Here is a 14,650-nt window from a genome sequence, read left to right on the forward strand (position 1 = left end):
GGAAAAAAGGGATTTTTATTGCTGCTGAGGACTATTGGAACGATCATCACTGAGAAAATTAAATAAATATATTGCTAACGCAAAGAGCGTCCCTTGGCATCGGTGAAACGTAAGTCACCCTAGCTGTGGACGCTCTTAATATTTTTTTCCTGATCTTCGATGAAGCGAAAGTCATCTGAACCAGTCCCTCTCATAAGAAAACCTAATAACTAAGGTGAAGCATAAGCCACCGTTGCTTTGTATTTTCTTATCTGATTATTTATACGAACGAAGATTGGTTTGTGGCAAAAATATTTTTAATCAATAAACCTCTTGAAATACTCCCTTGTCGCATCATCGCAAACATACACATAGGTCCCTTTGATTCCCCTGGTAAGCAGCACATAGTAAATGTTCTTGATATACAGATCAAGCTCTTCGTCAGTGGCAGACTGCTTTCCACGTTTATCAAAGTATGTGCTCTTATTTGTTTTAAGAAGGCCTGTATTGCTGTCATAATACAGGTCTTTTCCTATAATCACGAAGGCATAGTTAAGGTCATAGCCTGCAACAGTGTGAATGCAGCCTACTTCGTCGATGGCACCGTCACTGTTAACCCAGTTGTTGAGGCAGTGGTTCCATCTTTTGTCTACACCCTCAATACTGATATCGTAGGCGGTAGGATCATTCTTGGTTTTCCATTCCCAGGCGTAGCCTGCCAGCATACGGCAAAGCTCAAGCTCTTTTTCCTTTTGGTATAAAAGGTCGTTAAAAAGCCTGAAGGAATCAAACAGCTTAAAGTCATAATTATCAAAAGTCTTTTTCTCTTTTGCTTCCCCATGTAAAACAGCATTTACATAGTTGATATATTCGTCACCGCCCTGGACACGCATCTGCATGCGAAGGAAATGGGTGGTATACGCAGTGATCCTGTCAGTGAAGTTCTTCTTAAGAGTGGCCCGGACTTTTTCATTGAAGATCTCAATGGTAGTGCCGGAGGGACCTGATAATTGCTCAGGATCATAGAAGAAGACCGGAGTTTTGGCTATGGTAAGGATCCAGTCAAGCTCTGTGGCATCGGTTGGGAGACCAAGCTTTTTATTGTTATTGTCATGTGCCTGATAGCCGACGATGCTTCTTCTGACCTGGAGCTTCTGGGCTTCATCAACAAAGATGATATCCCAGGAGCCTTTTTTAACTGCTTCTGAAGCGCCCATGACATCTTTAGCTGCGAGGCCTTCGATCTTTTTGAAAAGACTCTTAAGTGTGGACCTGAGAGAGGTCTGTGGGATGATGAGAGCCATTTTTTTATCAGCAAAAAGCTTCTTGCCGGAATGAGGATCCTCATAATCTCTAAGGTATTTCATAAGATATACGGCAACGATGGTCTTGCCGGTTCCGGGACGGCCGTTTACTGTGATGGGGATATTTTTGCCGGCAAGGATTTCTGAAATGATATCGCTTGCCAACTGCTTCTGGTCTCTGTTCAGCTCTTTAAAAGGAGAGTACTTGTAGAATTCACTGTTTCTGATGTGCTCAAGGGTGTGATCCGCAAGCTTGCAGCTACGAAGCTCTTCCCATAACTCATTGAAGCAATCGTCGTAGGAAGACTTTTCATAATAGTCTTTATTGGCGATACCATCATTTTTGTTGGTTATGACAAACTTCCCATCGGCTGCGATGAACTGAATGAGTTTGGACTCATAATCAAAAGTCACAGACTGATTGAACTGATCGGAGTATATAAAATGGACCTGATTAAAGATCTTTTTCTCAGGATTCTGATAATGCTGACGCATGCGCTCGGTGACGTTGGTGGACTCGCCGATATAGACTTTGTCTCCATTCTCTAGGATATAGAGCATAGGCCAGTTGCCGAGATATCCCTGATCTCCGTAGCTGTTGCTGGGGAAGGGATGGCCGGAAATGATATACAGTTTTTCGCCTGTTGCTGAATTAGTCATTAAGTGCCTGCTTTCCTGAAAATAGAGATATTAACTATATTTAAAATGATAACATTTTTAACGATGCTACGAAAGTTTGGGGTAACGTCAGGTTTCATGCGTGTTATACTAGTGATGAAATTCAAATATGCTTGAAAGAGAGATAACGAGATGACTTTTGAAGAGACATGCGAAAGAATTGCCAGATTTACTGAGGATCGTGACTGGGATCAGTTCCACACTCCGGAGAACCTGGCTAAATCCATAGCTATAGAGGCAGGAGAGCTTCTGGAGTGCTTCCAGTGGAGTCCTGATGCGGATGAGGAAGCGCTTAAGGAAGAGCTGGCTGATGTGATGAACTATTGCATACAGATGGCGCAGAAGAAGGGCTTTGATATATGCGAGATCCTGAACAGCAAGATTGATAAGAATGAGAAGAAGTATCCCGTGGAGAAGAGCAAGGGGATCAGTACTAAGTACGATAAGCTGTAAGAAGTGCTTTTGATTCGAATTGAATAGATGTAGCATATAACGCAAAGAGCGTCCCTTGGCATCGGTGAAACGTAAGTCATGATAATTGCAGCAATGGTTGATAGTAATAAGAAAAAGAAAGGACACTGATATGGAAGGACCAATGGATAGATTATTTGGACATTCAGCATTTGATCTGAATAGGGATGGCAAGATTAGCGGAGCAGAATGGGCTTTTATCAATGATACATTATTTGAGGATAATAATGGTATTTCATCCGGAAGCAACATTAATGAAGATGATGACGTTATAGACGAGATTGAGATGGCAGGCCTGGACAGAGACGAGCTGGAGTTCATGGATGAAGATGAGCGCAGACAGGTTTTAGAAGATGCAGGCCTTGATGCAGATGATTTCGATGATTTTGATTTTTGATGAAAATGGAGATGCGCTATGGCATATGATAATTTTGAAAATACGCCATTTGATCTAGATCACGATGGACACATAGATTCTAATGAGGCTGCTTACATTTATGATACTTTTTATAAAGAAAGTGATGATGGTGGCAGTACAGATATCGATGATGGCAATGGCATTGGTGGCGGAGGATGGTACCCTACAACTGAAGAACGTAGGAAAATGAATGCCGACATGGAAAAGCTTCGCAGAGATGTCCAGGCCGAAAAATCAGGACACATATTGATTACTATAGTCGTGATTGCTGCAATATGGCTATTTGTTGGTAATAATATCATAGGGGCATTGGTTTTGTTTGGATTATACATACTGGGGAGTATGTTTGATTTCTGGAGATAAGAAGGATTGCTTATGCTTAGTCTTGAAGAGCTCACAAATCTTTATAATGCAGCGCAGGGAGAACAACCAAGAATATGGCAGTCTCCCTGTTTTCTTATGATATGTAGGTGCTCGACGGCTCCCTACATGGAGTGAACTAATCATAGCATTGTTTCACTGAAAAAGATATGATTTTTCTATAAAATATCATCGTTATAGCGTTAACGAGTTCAAACCTCGGAAGGAACACTATAGATAAAACATTTTTCCCTATCATAGAGTACTCTTTTTACGTAGCGCTCACTGGCGTACTCCTCGGGCTCAGTTATAAAGTAGCCATCTTCGGTAATGGAGGTCTCATAAGGACAAAAGTTCAGATACGCATAAACTGTGTCGCTCTGAAGACTTAGGATAACTCTATAATCCATGTACTGATCCTCAGGGTTATTTCCTTCGTTAAGGTAGAAAATGCATTCGTATATGCCATCAGCGTTTAAATCAGCGTAAGTGATTTTTAGGGGAGTAAGGCCTCCTGGAGCATAGTCATATATCTGCTTTTCTTCAAAGAGCTTACTGAAAGGCACTTCCCCTAATGTGTTCATGAACTGATCAAGGGCTACGGCGTTAACCATGACATCTTTTTGCATAATATCAGTGTAGTAGTCCGGGTTATTATCGGGGAAAGAGTAGTTTTCTAAATCAGATTTTTCTTTTCCATTGGCGTAAGCTGTAATGGTCTCATACATCTCTATTGGATAGGTGTTGTTGTAATCATATGAATCCAGGTAATAGGCCCCGGGTACAATCTCATTTGAAGCTTTGTACCAGACGTCTTCTCCAGCTTGCATCTTTTCGTTGATATCCTCTGAATATAATTCTTCGGAGCTAAGCACGGTGCCATTAAGCGTTAGCTTCCAGCATTCTGCATATCCCATATGTCCCCAATAGCTAAGTATTCCGTTTTCATCAGGAACTGCATAGAATCCAGTGTGCCCCATTGAAAGATCATCTATGAATTTCGCTTCTCCATTAATAAAGGAATATAGCTTTCCGTGATATGCAGCTTCGCAGTCGCCATATCTTATCAGAAGTTCAGGCACATTATCTTTGTCTATATCGTATAGCCAGTAACAATCGATGCATTCTGCAAGTTCATCATATGAAGCTTCTTCTGTAAGGGACGCTTTCTTTTCACAATCGGCCTCGATGATTTCTTTGTAAGCTTGTTTGTATCCTGCTTCAAAAGAAGGCTCCTCGGTACTTGCGTCGGTGGCTACTTCAGAACTTGTTTTTTGTTCTTCTGCAGTATTGTCTAATGTTGAATCTGTTTTTGTCTCTTCAGTGGATACAGACGCTACTGCTTCTGAATCAGTATTCTGATCTGTGGTGATGACGTTGCCGGAGCATGCGCTCAAAGTAAGTGCAATGGCAATTGCCATAAATAGTATTTTCTTTTTCATGTAATGACTCCGTTAAATTTTTAAATGTTTTATTCTTCATTGATATCTTACTACATTTTAGGTACAGCGGAAGGATACAACACTTTTTCATAGCACACAAAGGCTGCGCCAAAATGTACGTAGCCTTCCTTCCTGCAACAACCCGATTTCATGGGGATTTATATAGAGGGTACTTCGATGTCTCATATAGCGTCGAAGTACTTTTTTGCATATAATTAGGGGAGTTAAAAGTATATGAAGAAAGTATTGATTTTATTGGGGTATATTTACAATGACATTATGGAGGGAGAACAATGATCAAAATTTACGGAATGCCTACATGTCCCTACTGCGATTACATTCATGAGCAGATAATAGGGCGTGAGAATGAATTTGAGTATATCAACATTGGTGAGAATATCAGAAACATGGGAGCTTTTACCAGACTTCGTGATACCAATCCGGCATTCGATCATTCCAAGGAAATAGGCGATGTTGGTATACCGGCTTTTGTTCTTGAAGACGGAAGCATAACTCTTGATCCAGCGGTTGTGGGCCTTATTGAGTATGGAACACCTGATGCCTGCTCAATAGAAGATCATAAAAGCGGAAGGAAAGGGTGTTAAGAGGGATACATGAGAATAGATAAAAGAGTAATGACTGAGGAGACCATTAAGTGAAAAGAAGACATTTAGCCCTGGGGATGCTTACGCTAGCCATGATAATGACAGGCTGCGGATCTAAAACTGAATCAGATGTAACAATCATCGATGGGGCTGATGGACCGACATCTGTTTTTCTTGCATCAAAGAACGAAAAAGACAGTTACACGCAGATTGATCAGGAAACAGCAAAGCTGATGATGGATCTTAATGATGGTCATGTGATTGTGGATGTCAGGCGTCAGGATGAGTTTGATGAAGGGCACATTCCGGGAGCTATATGTATTCCTAACGAAAGTATTACTGATTCAATGCCGTCGGAACTTCCTGACCTTGAACAGGTAATTCTTGTTTATTGCAGGAGTGGAAGGCGCAGCAAAGAGGCAGCACAGAAGCTTTTTGATATGGGATATACCAATGTCTTTGAGTTTGGTGGAATTATCGACTGGACCGGAGAGGTTATTACAGAGGAGGCAAAAGAGACAGCTATGACACTTTCTATTGATGGAAAAGAAATGCCGGTTACATGGGAAGATAATGCTTCGGTAAATGAGCTGAAGGAAATCTGCCCTCTCAAAGTAAACATGTCAATGTATGGCGGCTTTGAGCAGGTTGGATCAATAGGTCAGAGCATAAGCCGGGATGATAAGCAGATCACAACAGAGTTTGGGGATATAGTCCTTTATTCAGGGAATCAGATTGTGGTTTTCTATGGATCAAATTCCTGGGCATATACTAAGCTTGGGCATATTGATCTATCTGAGGAAGAGCTGACACAGCTTCTTGGTAATGGTGATGTTGTTTTAGAGATAAAGTAAGGGGCAAATTCGCACTTTTAGTGAATAGAAGTATGTATGAAGAAAGAAGGGAGCAAAAAGATGGAGTTTACAACAGATATTTTTAGCAAATTTGATAAGCAGTGGGCGCTACTCACAGCAGGTGACAAGGACAAGTTCAATACGATGACAATAAGTTGGGGTGGTCTTGGTACCCTATGGAATAAGCCTGTTGCAACAGCTTATGTGCGAACATCCCGTTATACCCATGAATTTATGGATAATAACGAGTACTTTACAATCAGTTTTTATCCTGAAGAGTATAAGAGTGCTCTTGGAGTCCTTGGTTCTAAGTCCGGCAGAGACATTGATAAAATGCATTCTTCAGGACTGACAGCTAAGGAAGTTGATGGTTCAATGACTTTTGAAGAGGCAGAGGTTACTCTCGTTTGCCGAAAGCTCTTTTGCCAGAGGCTTGATCCTGAGAATATGAGCTCAGACATTGCGAAGCAGTTCTATGAAGACCAGGCTGAGCATGATATGTACATTGGAGAGGTTGTAGAAATCATTAAGTGAGCTAAATTCCATGGTCTAAGGAGACTTGGATATGAAGAAAATATATGCCTTTGGAGATTCAAATACATATGGCTTTGACCCAAGAATGGGTGGTGTTGGGAGATATCCTAAGAATATCAGATGGACCGGTGTGATTGATCTGATGCATGAGTATGAGGTGAATAATCAGGGGTATAACGGCCTTTCGATTCCATACTCGGATAGTTCTATTGCTTCAATTGGCAGAAGTATCAAAGAGTATAGCCCAGATATGATATTGATAATGATCGGCTCAAATGACCTATTGAACATGTCCCCTGCATCCTGTGAAAATGTAGGAATTCGTTTGCGACATTTTCTTTCAACACTATGTGACTGCATTCCGGAGCATGTTCAGCGTATGGTATTAGTGGCACCGCCAAAGATGAGCCTGGGCGATTGGACTGATTCTGTCATTGTCAATGAGTCAAATAAGTTTGGGACGGTATATGAAGCTATAGCAAGTGAAAAGGGACTGACATTTCTAAATGCATGTGAGTGGGATCTGCCATTATGCTATGACGGGGTACACCTTACTGAAGAAGCGCATTTGCATTTTGCAGAAAAAATTATTTCTTTCGCTTATTAGAAATTAATAAACTGGCCAGAAGAGTTACGGGCACAGCAAGTACAGATATGAGCGCAGCAGCTCCTGTACTGATGCTGTGCTTGTTTTTGTTGTTGGAATTATTTTCACTCATGGTAGATGTCCTTTCTTAGAAATGAAGAAGAGTTTCATACAATTATTATAGTTCTTCTAAGATGAATTTGTGAGCTGTAACCAGCAGAATTATAGTTCTTTTCACCTCGCGAAAAAAACATGCCCTGTAACGAAAGGAGGAATGCACTGCATATAGGTTAAGAAATTTGTCAGTGTAAATTTCACATGAATACAACAGGGCAATCAGCAAAGGATGTTTTCCAAAAGGATTCTTTACAATTGAATATTGATGAGGAGGTGATTGATATTAACAGCAATCCGGAACGTTATAGTGGCGTATATAAAGATTTGGCAGAGCTGGTTGGGGATGCTGCTACATTAAAAATCTGGAAGAACTTTTCCGGACTTAATATCACATTTCCACAGAAGCTCTATTCAATTGAATTTCGTAAGGAATTTATCATGGAAAACATGGAAATTATGAAACCTTCTGAGATGGCAAAAATGTTGGGGCTCTCAGAAAGAAGGGTTCGCCAGATAATTGCAGAAATAAGGGCGCAAAAGCAGTAAATATCAGCACTTCTTTGAGTGAAAAAGTAATTGCAAGGCAGTAAAAGTGAATACAATCATAAACCTTAATTTTCGCCTTTTTAGATGGAGTATAATTAGTAAAAACTGTTGTTTTTGCTTATATCTGAGCACGGCAAACAAATGGCGGCGCAAAAGTTTGTAAAAGTAATCGCGCCCCATTTCTGTAAGAGTATGGAAATATGTCTGGCCTATGGTTGGTTGATTGTTACTTAAGCAGTTCCGGCTTCAGAAGAACCTCAGCGGGTGGAATCGGGGAGAGTTCTAGCGAAGACAACAGTTTTTTATTTACACTCACCAAAACGGTGGGAATCTGTGTTTTGTTTAGCTGATAACATAAAAAAATAACAAAGAAAGTTACGCTAAGTAATCAAAGAGTAATTTGAACATAAATGTAAAGAATAAAACTGACATCTTTGTTATAATACTGTATTGGGGACTGTGAGAAAACAGCTGTTGCTTGGCTCAAGTCCCTAATATTAAGTTATGAATATAGTCTTGATGCTTGTAAGGAGGTTTTACGTGGAAATCAAGGATTTTGTAAAAGATACCGTAAATGAGATTGAGTCAGAACAGTTTTTTGCATTAAAGGATAAACTATTGGGAGAGTACTTATCCTTTTCATTTGTTGCTGAAGATAAAATCACTCAAGATAATTTCTCTGAGAAAGTATGTGATTATTTTGAAAAAGTAGAACTAAAGAATTTAAGTACGTTTGATAAGATATTTCAGAAGTATGTGTCGAATTGGGATGATATTGTAAAAAAATATATTCCTAGGGAACCATCAGTTAAAAAGGGACAGACTCCGCCTCCGACCCCAAGATCAAGGAAATACTATTTGCATGCTATGGAAATAAAGAATTCGCGTAGTATGACGATTAAGCAGAAGATGGATTATTCAAGAATTATGATGTGTCTTTACATGGCTGCTATAGACAATGAGGGTAAGGAAATTGAGAACTTTGAATTATCATCTTCATGCTTGAAAATTGATCGGATAATAACAGCTATGAAATCGGAGAAACCGGGAGGATTAAGTTTACCAATCGGCAAAAAAATGATGTTTGACTTGTCAGATCTATATTGCACAGATACCTCAACTTTTATATTAACAATGATAATGTTTTATTACATAAAGAACAACGAGATAACCGGAGAATACTAAAAATGTCAGGAATACTTAATATTACAAGTATAGAGCAGTTAGAGCAATTTCTTAATGATAACGGCTTAATGGAAATTGCTATAAGGAGCAAAAAGAAGAAATTTAAGGAGTTCCAGAAGGTGGCGCTTAATATTGCCCCACAGGGAGAAGAGACGGAGCTCTTGAAAAATGCAGTTAATATATTGAACAAGAACAATGCAGTGGCAGAGAAGACTCTTAAGGCAGTGAGTAATGTTGCTAAGCTTCAGCAATTGGGACTTATTTTGAGTGGAGTTAATCTGTGTGCTACTTGTGTCGGTTTTGTGATTATGTATGAAAAGCTCGACAAGATGAGTGGGCAGATAAACCAATTGATGAGTGTTATTAAGCAAGGCCAAGGAATACAGGCAGATTTTGAGTTTAAAAAGGTTCTATCAGAGCATTCCAATATGCTTGATTCAAGAAAAACTCAGAAGTTCTACACCGAAGAGCAGATGAGAAAACTTGTGGATGATGAGTGTAATGTCTTAAATATGCTTATTGAGGTGTTCTTGAAGAATATGACCGAGGATGTGGATGGTATTATTTTTTCAATCTATTCACTTGCCTCAATGCTATCAGTGTCGTTGAGATATTTTGATGAACTATATTATTTCAACAACAAGGAAGCAATTGGAGATGGTGAAGTATGGCATTCTTCTCATGCTAACTGGATGGCTGCTTTTGATAGGATATCATCTGATGAGTTTGTTCAAAAGATTCAGGACCATGGCATACTTGATTTAAACCTTACTACTACAGAGGCGGATACATATTATATTGGTCTTTATGATCAGGTTAGAGAATTGGCAGAAGATGTGGAAGATAATCAGACGCTGATTCAGACTTTGGACAGTGCAGATATGATGGCTGATTATACAGAGTATGTTAGAAAAAATGTTTCTGAGAGTATACAGGAAGCATTTGAGCAGACAGAAGGTGCGATGGAGAACCCTGATGTAGTTAGAATTTACCAGGATACTATGAAGCAGGTTGCATTGGCAGTATAAAGGGCGGAAGCAGGTATGGATATTGATGTAAAAAATGCTTATAACAGGGCTAAACAGGCAGTTGGAAGTGCGGCATTTTCTGATTTTCTTCAGGATATATGCGATTTTATTCTGTATATTTCTATGAATGATGGAGTAGACAGATTTGAAGCATTTAGAAAAATCTATGTTCAGAAGGATTTTAACCCCAAGCTAAAAAACGAATGCCCGTCGGCTAATAATTCCTTGAGGGCAGCAGGTAAACATGTCAGCGATATCGTAATGTTTTTTACAATCCTGGGGAAATACTATATCTTTAGCAAATTTGATAAGAAAGATATAGATAAAGATAAATACTCAGACTTTATCAAAAGGATTAGTGCTGTTACTGCTCCTGATAATCAGGTGGGCAAAGACTTTTCGGAAACAACCGTAGCTAATAAGACTGAATCTAAGCGCGATGTCGAAAATACTGAGGAGAAGGATCCCTCAGAAGAAGAGGAAATCAATGCCGAGCCCGAAGAGTCATTAGAGGAACTTTTGGATAAGCTTCATTCGTTGATTGGCCTTGATGGTGTAAAGGAAGAAGTTGATCAAATTATTAATCTTATCAGGTTACAGAAGAAAGGTGAGGAATTTGGAGAAAAGAAGATCCCACTTTCTTTGCATTTGGTGTTTTATGGAAACCCTGGGACGGGAAAAACTACTGTAGCAAGGCTGCTTTCTAAGATTTATAAGGCTCTGGGAGTTTTATCTAAAGGACAGCTTGTCGAAGTTGATAGAGGCGGACTGGTTGGTGGTTATGTCGGTCAGACAGCCATCAAGACTCAGGAAGCAATTGATAAAGCTATGGGCGGAATCCTATTTATTGATGAAGCATATGCTCTTACACATGGAAAAGGAGAGAGTGATTTCGGTCAGGAGGCAGTTGATACAGTTCTTAAGGCAATGGAAGACCATAGAGATGATTTCATTGTGATTGTCGCTGGCTATCCGGATTTGATGAAGGAGTTTATAGGCTCGAATCCAGGTTTGAAATCCAGATTCAATCAATATATCAATTTTGAAGACTATACGCCGGAACAACTCAGAGAAATCTTTTATCTTCAATGCAATAATCAGAACCTGATTTTGGGAGAAGGATGTGCCCAATATCTCTTAGATTGTTTTACGGATTTATATGAGAATCGTTCTGATGATTATGCCAATGGCCGTGATGTCAGGAACTATTTTGAAAAAGTAATTAAAATGCGTGCCAACAGACTAAATCCAATATTGGACAGTATCTCAGTTGAAGAATATAGGACAGTAGTTTTGGAAGATCTCAAGAATGCCAAAGGACTAAAAAGTAGTACATGGTAGTATAAAGTACGTGTTCCTGGACAAAGTTATATTTATTGGACACATGTAAATATACAGTATTAATAGACACAACTTTATTATTAAGTTGAGAGCTTAAGTTGAGAGGGTAGGAATTATGAAAAAGAAGCTGGTTTATAGGACATTAGCAATACTTCTTTCCATGGGTATGGTTAGTTCATCACTGGTTGGTTGTGGAAGCAATTCTACAAAGGAAATCGAGCAAACTGCTGAAATAGAAGAAGCAGCTGATGAGTCATCAGAAGAAGCTTCGAGTGTAGATCTTGAAGAGGCAAAAAAGGTCGAAGAAGAGGCAAAGAAAGCCGAAGAAGAAGCTAAGAAGGCAGAGGAAGAGGCAAAGAAGGCTGAGGAAGATGCGAAAAAAGCGCAAGAAGAGGCTAAAACTGAGGAAGAGCGTCTGAAAGCTGAGGCTGAGGCTAAAAAGGCTGAAGAAGAGCGCTTAAAGGCGGAGGCAGAAGCAAAGAAGGCTGAAGAAGAACGCTTAAAAGCTGAGGCTGAGGCCAAAAAAGCTGAGGAAGATCTAAAGAAGGCAGAAGAAGAGAAAAAACAGAAGGCTGAGGAAGAGGAGAAGAAGAAAGCTGAGGAGGTTGCGGCTCAGCAAAAGGCAGAGGAAGAAAGAAAAATTAAGAATTCATATTCCATGCTGTATCACTTAGCAATAACTGCCGAGAATATTAGGACTTCTAAAGATAATCGTTTGATGTTGGATGATATATATACTTCGCTCTTGAATGATATTAATCCAGGGTCTATTGATGAAACGACTCAAAACCATATTCAGAATCTATGCGATGTAATAAAGTCATATATAAATATTTCTACAAAAAGAGAAAGGTTACAGTTCATTCATAATCAAAAAAAAGCGGCTGCGATGAGGAACGCTGTACCAAATCCAATAGCAGTATTATCCATGGCTAATTCCTTGGATTGGAAACGTTTAGCAATTAGTGCTGTATATACAGTTGTTGATTCGTATACAAATTATAAAAATGAAAGTGAAAATGCTGATACGGAATTCTTGATGAGCGGTTGGAATTTAGATGACGAAGAACGTAATGCTGTACAAAATAACCGTGAAAGAGCATTTAATTATATGGTTGATATGGTTCAGGAGTACGACCTAGATGGGTTAAAGACTCTTTCTGAAGAAGATATCAAAAGTTTTTCTGAAATATGTGCAACGGAAGCACCTGCGGAGAAAATAAAACTATTAAGGGCGGAAGAAAGAAAATATGAATTACTGGGTAACTATTGGCTTGAATTAGCAGATTGCTATTTTGAATTGGATAAATATGCTGACTGCTTGGAATGCGTAGAGAAATACAATGACTTATCTATAGGGATTTATAAAAAAGATACAGATTATGTTCAGATTTTACCTAAGGCAATAGTTTCAGCACAGAATATATATAAAGGTGCCAAGTATGAGTCTGAAATCAGTAAGTATGCAAATGCAATCATTGATAATACATCTTCTAAGGATTGGTCAACTAGATACTTTGCAGCGCAGGTATATCTTGATTTATATTCAAAAACAAATAAAAAGGAGTATTTTGATAAAGCGTATGAATATATTTATGATAATGTGACTGTTTTGTTAAAGGAACAAAGGAATTTAAACACTTCATATTTGGCTCTGGTTCAAGAAGTAAAAATATCAGAACCTGATTACAGATATATGACTGAGCAAGAAAAGAAAGATGCCCAGAAGGAATTTAAAGCAGAAGAGAAAAGGGTAAAAGCATATAATGAAGGATTGAAGAAAGCAAGAAAAACAGAGCTGCCATCGTTGTATGAGCCATTGATTCTTAATTGCGAGTTACTTTTTGCTCTTTCTGAAAAAATGAATATTAGTAAGGGGGATATGAATGATATCAATAGTATCCTACAGGCAGGTAACAATGGAACGTTTATAATTGAACCAATTAATGATTTTTATTCATTTAATGATGGGGCTAAAAATTATGAGATAAGTATGACCAAAGATGATATTACTATTCCGGTAGCTCTTCTATCTGCAGAATCAAAAGTAGAAATTACAATAACTGATAAAGGAAATAAAACAACGATAAGTGACTGTACGATTTCGAATGTTGAGAGAAAGGGCGATAATATCAAAGATTTTAAGGCGGTTGTATCTAGTAAGCAATGGAAAAAGATTTCCTGGACAGCTGATTCGCACGTATCAGTGAAGATAATCTATTCTGATGCATATAACCGTGAGTTGATACTGAATTATAAAGTGAATGAATACGAATCTCATTGGTATGGCGATAAGGTGGTGTTTGAAAAAGAATGAAAAAACGATTGAGTATTCTATTAGTTTTATTACTGGTATTATTGTGCTGTGGATGCACTAATACAGAAAGTAATTCGACTTTCAGTATAACGTTCATTGATGTAGGACAAGGAGACTCTGCTTTGATAGAGTGCGATGGACAGATTATGCTTATAGATGCAGGAGAAAAGCAGTACGGAGAAAAAGTTGGACAAATATTAAAAGATCATGTTGGATCAAGAAGAAAACTAGATTTTTTAGTGATATCTCACCCACATTCCGACCATATTGGAGGGTTGGTCGAAGCTCTTAATAGTGTTTCGTCGATAGGAGCCACATTAAGTAATACGGATTATTATGATTCAGAAGTTTTTAGGCAAGTTGAGCATCAGTTGGGAACGCTCGGTTCAAGGATAAAGGTCCCTGATGTAGGAGATCAATATAAGTTAGGAAGTGCAACAATTGATGTGATAGATGTGGCTTCAAACGATCCGAATGATTCGCTTGTAATCATGATAACATACGGTAAGAATAAGTTTTTGTTTACTGGAGATATAGAGTATGCTGCTCAAAAAAGGATAGTAGAAAAGTATAGAAATGATGAAGATAAGGAATATAAAATTGATTTAATGAAAATGCCACATCATGGGTCAAGTGGAGAAAGCAATGAGCATGATTCTGACCTCTATTCATTTGTACGAACTTTTATGCCGGATTACGCAATCATATCTTGTGGAGCAGGAAATATATATGGACATCCACATCAAAGAACTTTAGATATCTTAAACAATAAGGCATATAGTGCAAAAATCTACAGGACTGACTTGAATGGTGATATAACAGTTAAATCTAATGGAAAAGAAATATCAGTACAAACGACGAAGTGATAACAAGTGTTTGATAAAT

Annotated in this window: 15 protein-coding genes; 13 read left to right on the plus strand and 2 right to left on the minus strand. The window is 38.6% G+C overall.

Features of this window, described 5'->3' with window-relative positions; genetic code table 11:
• Positions 1-296: 296 nt before the first annotated feature.
• Positions 297-1,943, minus strand: a complete 1,647-nt coding sequence (locus NXH67_RS03245) for a DUF2075 domain-containing protein (protein ID WP_272796367.1) — start codon at positions 1,941-1,943, stop codon at positions 297-299.
• Between the two features lie 150 nt (positions 1,944-2,093).
• On the opposite strand from NXH67_RS03245, the gene NXH67_RS03250 reads away from it, so the two are divergent.
• The 3 genes from NXH67_RS03250 to NXH67_RS03260 all read left to right on the plus strand — a co-directional run bounded on the left by NXH67_RS03250 (position 2,094) and on the right by NXH67_RS03260 (position 3,213).
• Positions 2,094-2,414, plus strand: coding sequence for a nucleotide pyrophosphohydrolase (locus tag NXH67_RS03250; RefSeq protein WP_022779899.1), 321 nt, complete (start codon positions 2,094-2,096; stop codon positions 2,412-2,414).
• Between the two features lie 142 nt (positions 2,415-2,556).
• Entirely contained in the window at positions 2,557-2,829 is a 273-nt protein-coding gene (locus NXH67_RS03255) for a hypothetical protein (RefSeq protein ID WP_272796368.1), read from the plus strand.
• A gap of 18 nt (positions 2,830-2,847) precedes the next feature.
• The gene (locus NXH67_RS03260) at positions 2,848-3,213 is read left to right on the plus strand and encodes a hypothetical protein (protein WP_022779901.1); all 366 of its coding nucleotides are present in this window, start codon (positions 2,848-2,850) and stop codon (positions 3,211-3,213) included.
• Positions 3,214-3,422: 209 nt separating this feature from the next.
• Here the strand turns inward: NXH67_RS03260 and NXH67_RS03265 are convergent, their stop codons facing one another.
• Positions 3,423-4,652 carry a hypothetical protein gene (locus NXH67_RS03265; protein ID WP_272796369.1) on the minus strand — a complete coding sequence of 410 codons (1,230 nt, stop codon included), beginning with the start codon at positions 4,650-4,652 and terminating at the stop codon, positions 3,423-3,425.
• A 293-nt stretch (positions 4,653-4,945) separates the two neighbouring features.
• On the opposite strand from NXH67_RS03265, the gene NXH67_RS03270 reads away from it, so the two are divergent.
• The 10 genes from NXH67_RS03270 (at position 4,946) to NXH67_RS03315 (ending at position 14,631) form a co-directional block, all read left to right on the plus strand.
• Positions 4,946-5,257 carry a hypothetical protein gene (locus tag NXH67_RS03270; protein WP_029231752.1) on the plus strand — a complete coding sequence of 104 codons (312 nt, stop codon included), beginning with the start codon at positions 4,946-4,948 and terminating at the stop codon, positions 5,255-5,257.
• Between the two features lie 50 nt (positions 5,258-5,307).
• Positions 5,308-6,111, plus strand: coding sequence for a cyclophilin-like fold protein (locus NXH67_RS03275; protein ID WP_272796370.1), 804 nt, complete (start codon positions 5,308-5,310; stop codon positions 6,109-6,111).
• A gap of 36 nt (positions 6,112-6,147) precedes the next feature.
• Positions 6,148-6,645 (plus strand): flavin reductase, encoded by a 498-nt coding sequence (locus NXH67_RS03280; protein ID WP_272796371.1) that lies wholly within the window; start codon positions 6,148-6,150, stop codon positions 6,643-6,645.
• Between the two features lie 31 nt (positions 6,646-6,676).
• Entirely contained in the window at positions 6,677-7,252 is a 576-nt protein-coding gene (locus NXH67_RS03285) for an SGNH/GDSL hydrolase family protein (protein ID WP_272796372.1), read from the plus strand.
• A gap of 297 nt (positions 7,253-7,549) precedes the next feature.
• Positions 7,550-7,894 carry a Mor transcription activator family protein gene (locus tag NXH67_RS03290; protein WP_272796373.1) on the plus strand — a complete coding sequence of 115 codons (345 nt, stop codon included), beginning with the start codon at positions 7,550-7,552 and terminating at the stop codon, positions 7,892-7,894.
• A gap of 540 nt (positions 7,895-8,434) precedes the next feature.
• Entirely contained in the window at positions 8,435-9,079 is a 645-nt protein-coding gene (locus NXH67_RS03295) for a hypothetical protein (RefSeq protein WP_272796374.1), read from the plus strand.
• A 2-nt stretch (positions 9,080-9,081) separates the two neighbouring features.
• The gene (locus tag NXH67_RS03300) at positions 9,082-10,107 is read left to right on the plus strand and encodes a hypothetical protein (RefSeq protein WP_272796376.1); all 1,026 of its coding nucleotides are present in this window, start codon (positions 9,082-9,084) and stop codon (positions 10,105-10,107) included.
• 15 nt (positions 10,108-10,122) lie between these two features.
• Positions 10,123-11,448, plus strand: coding sequence for an AAA family ATPase (locus tag NXH67_RS03305; protein WP_272796377.1), 1,326 nt, complete (start codon positions 10,123-10,125; stop codon positions 11,446-11,448).
• Between the two features lie 115 nt (positions 11,449-11,563).
• Positions 11,564-13,765 (plus strand): hypothetical protein, encoded by a 2,202-nt coding sequence (locus NXH67_RS03310; protein ID WP_272796378.1) that lies wholly within the window; start codon positions 11,564-11,566, stop codon positions 13,763-13,765.
• Positions 13,762-14,631: a ComEC/Rec2 family competence protein gene (locus NXH67_RS03315; protein WP_272796379.1), complete on the plus strand. Its 870-nt coding sequence runs from the start codon at positions 13,762-13,764 to the stop codon at positions 14,629-14,631. The genes NXH67_RS03310 and NXH67_RS03315 overlap by 4 nt, the downstream gene beginning before the upstream one ends.
• Positions 14,632-14,650: the final 19 nt, after the last annotated feature.

Origin of the sequence: Butyrivibrio sp. DSM 10294 (assembly GCF_028539135.1) — a bacterium.
In the GTDB taxonomy this organism is placed as follows: domain Bacteria; phylum Bacillota; class Clostridia; order Lachnospirales; family Lachnospiraceae; genus Butyrivibrio.

Excerpts from the sequence above, each read along its gene's own strand:
- NXH67_RS03245 (WP_272796367.1), bottom strand. The coding sequence starts at position 1,943 with ATGACTAATTCAGCAACAGGCGAAAAACTGTATATCATTTCCGGCCAT.
- NXH67_RS03250 (WP_022779899.1), top strand. The coding sequence starts at position 2,094 with ATGACTTTTGAAGAGACATGCGAAAGAATTGCCAGATTTACTGAGGAT.
- NXH67_RS03255 (WP_272796368.1), top strand. The coding sequence starts at position 2,557 with ATGGATAGATTATTTGGACATTCAGCATTTGATCTGAATAGGGATGGC.
- NXH67_RS03260 (WP_022779901.1), top strand. The coding sequence starts at position 2,848 with ATGGCATATGATAATTTTGAAAATACGCCATTTGATCTAGATCACGAT.
- NXH67_RS03265 (WP_272796369.1), bottom strand. The coding sequence starts at position 4,652 with ATGAAAAAGAAAATACTATTTATGGCAATTGCCATTGCACTTACTTTG.
- NXH67_RS03270 (WP_029231752.1), top strand. The coding sequence starts at position 4,946 with ATGATCAAAATTTACGGAATGCCTACATGTCCCTACTGCGATTACATT.
- NXH67_RS03280 (WP_272796371.1), top strand. The coding sequence starts at position 6,148 with ATGAAGAAAGAAGGGAGCAAAAAGATGGAGTTTACAACAGATATTTTT.
- NXH67_RS03285 (WP_272796372.1), top strand. The coding sequence starts at position 6,677 with ATGAAGAAAATATATGCCTTTGGAGATTCAAATACATATGGCTTTGAC.
- NXH67_RS03290 (WP_272796373.1), top strand. The coding sequence starts at position 7,550 with ATGAATACAACAGGGCAATCAGCAAAGGATGTTTTCCAAAAGGATTCT.
- NXH67_RS03300 (WP_272796376.1), top strand. The coding sequence starts at position 9,082 with ATGTCAGGAATACTTAATATTACAAGTATAGAGCAGTTAGAGCAATTT.
- NXH67_RS03305 (WP_272796377.1), top strand. The coding sequence starts at position 10,123 with ATGGATATTGATGTAAAAAATGCTTATAACAGGGCTAAACAGGCAGTT.
- NXH67_RS03310 (WP_272796378.1), top strand. The coding sequence starts at position 11,564 with ATGAAAAAGAAGCTGGTTTATAGGACATTAGCAATACTTCTTTCCATG.
- NXH67_RS03315 (WP_272796379.1), top strand. The coding sequence starts at position 13,762 with ATGAAAAAACGATTGAGTATTCTATTAGTTTTATTACTGGTATTATTG.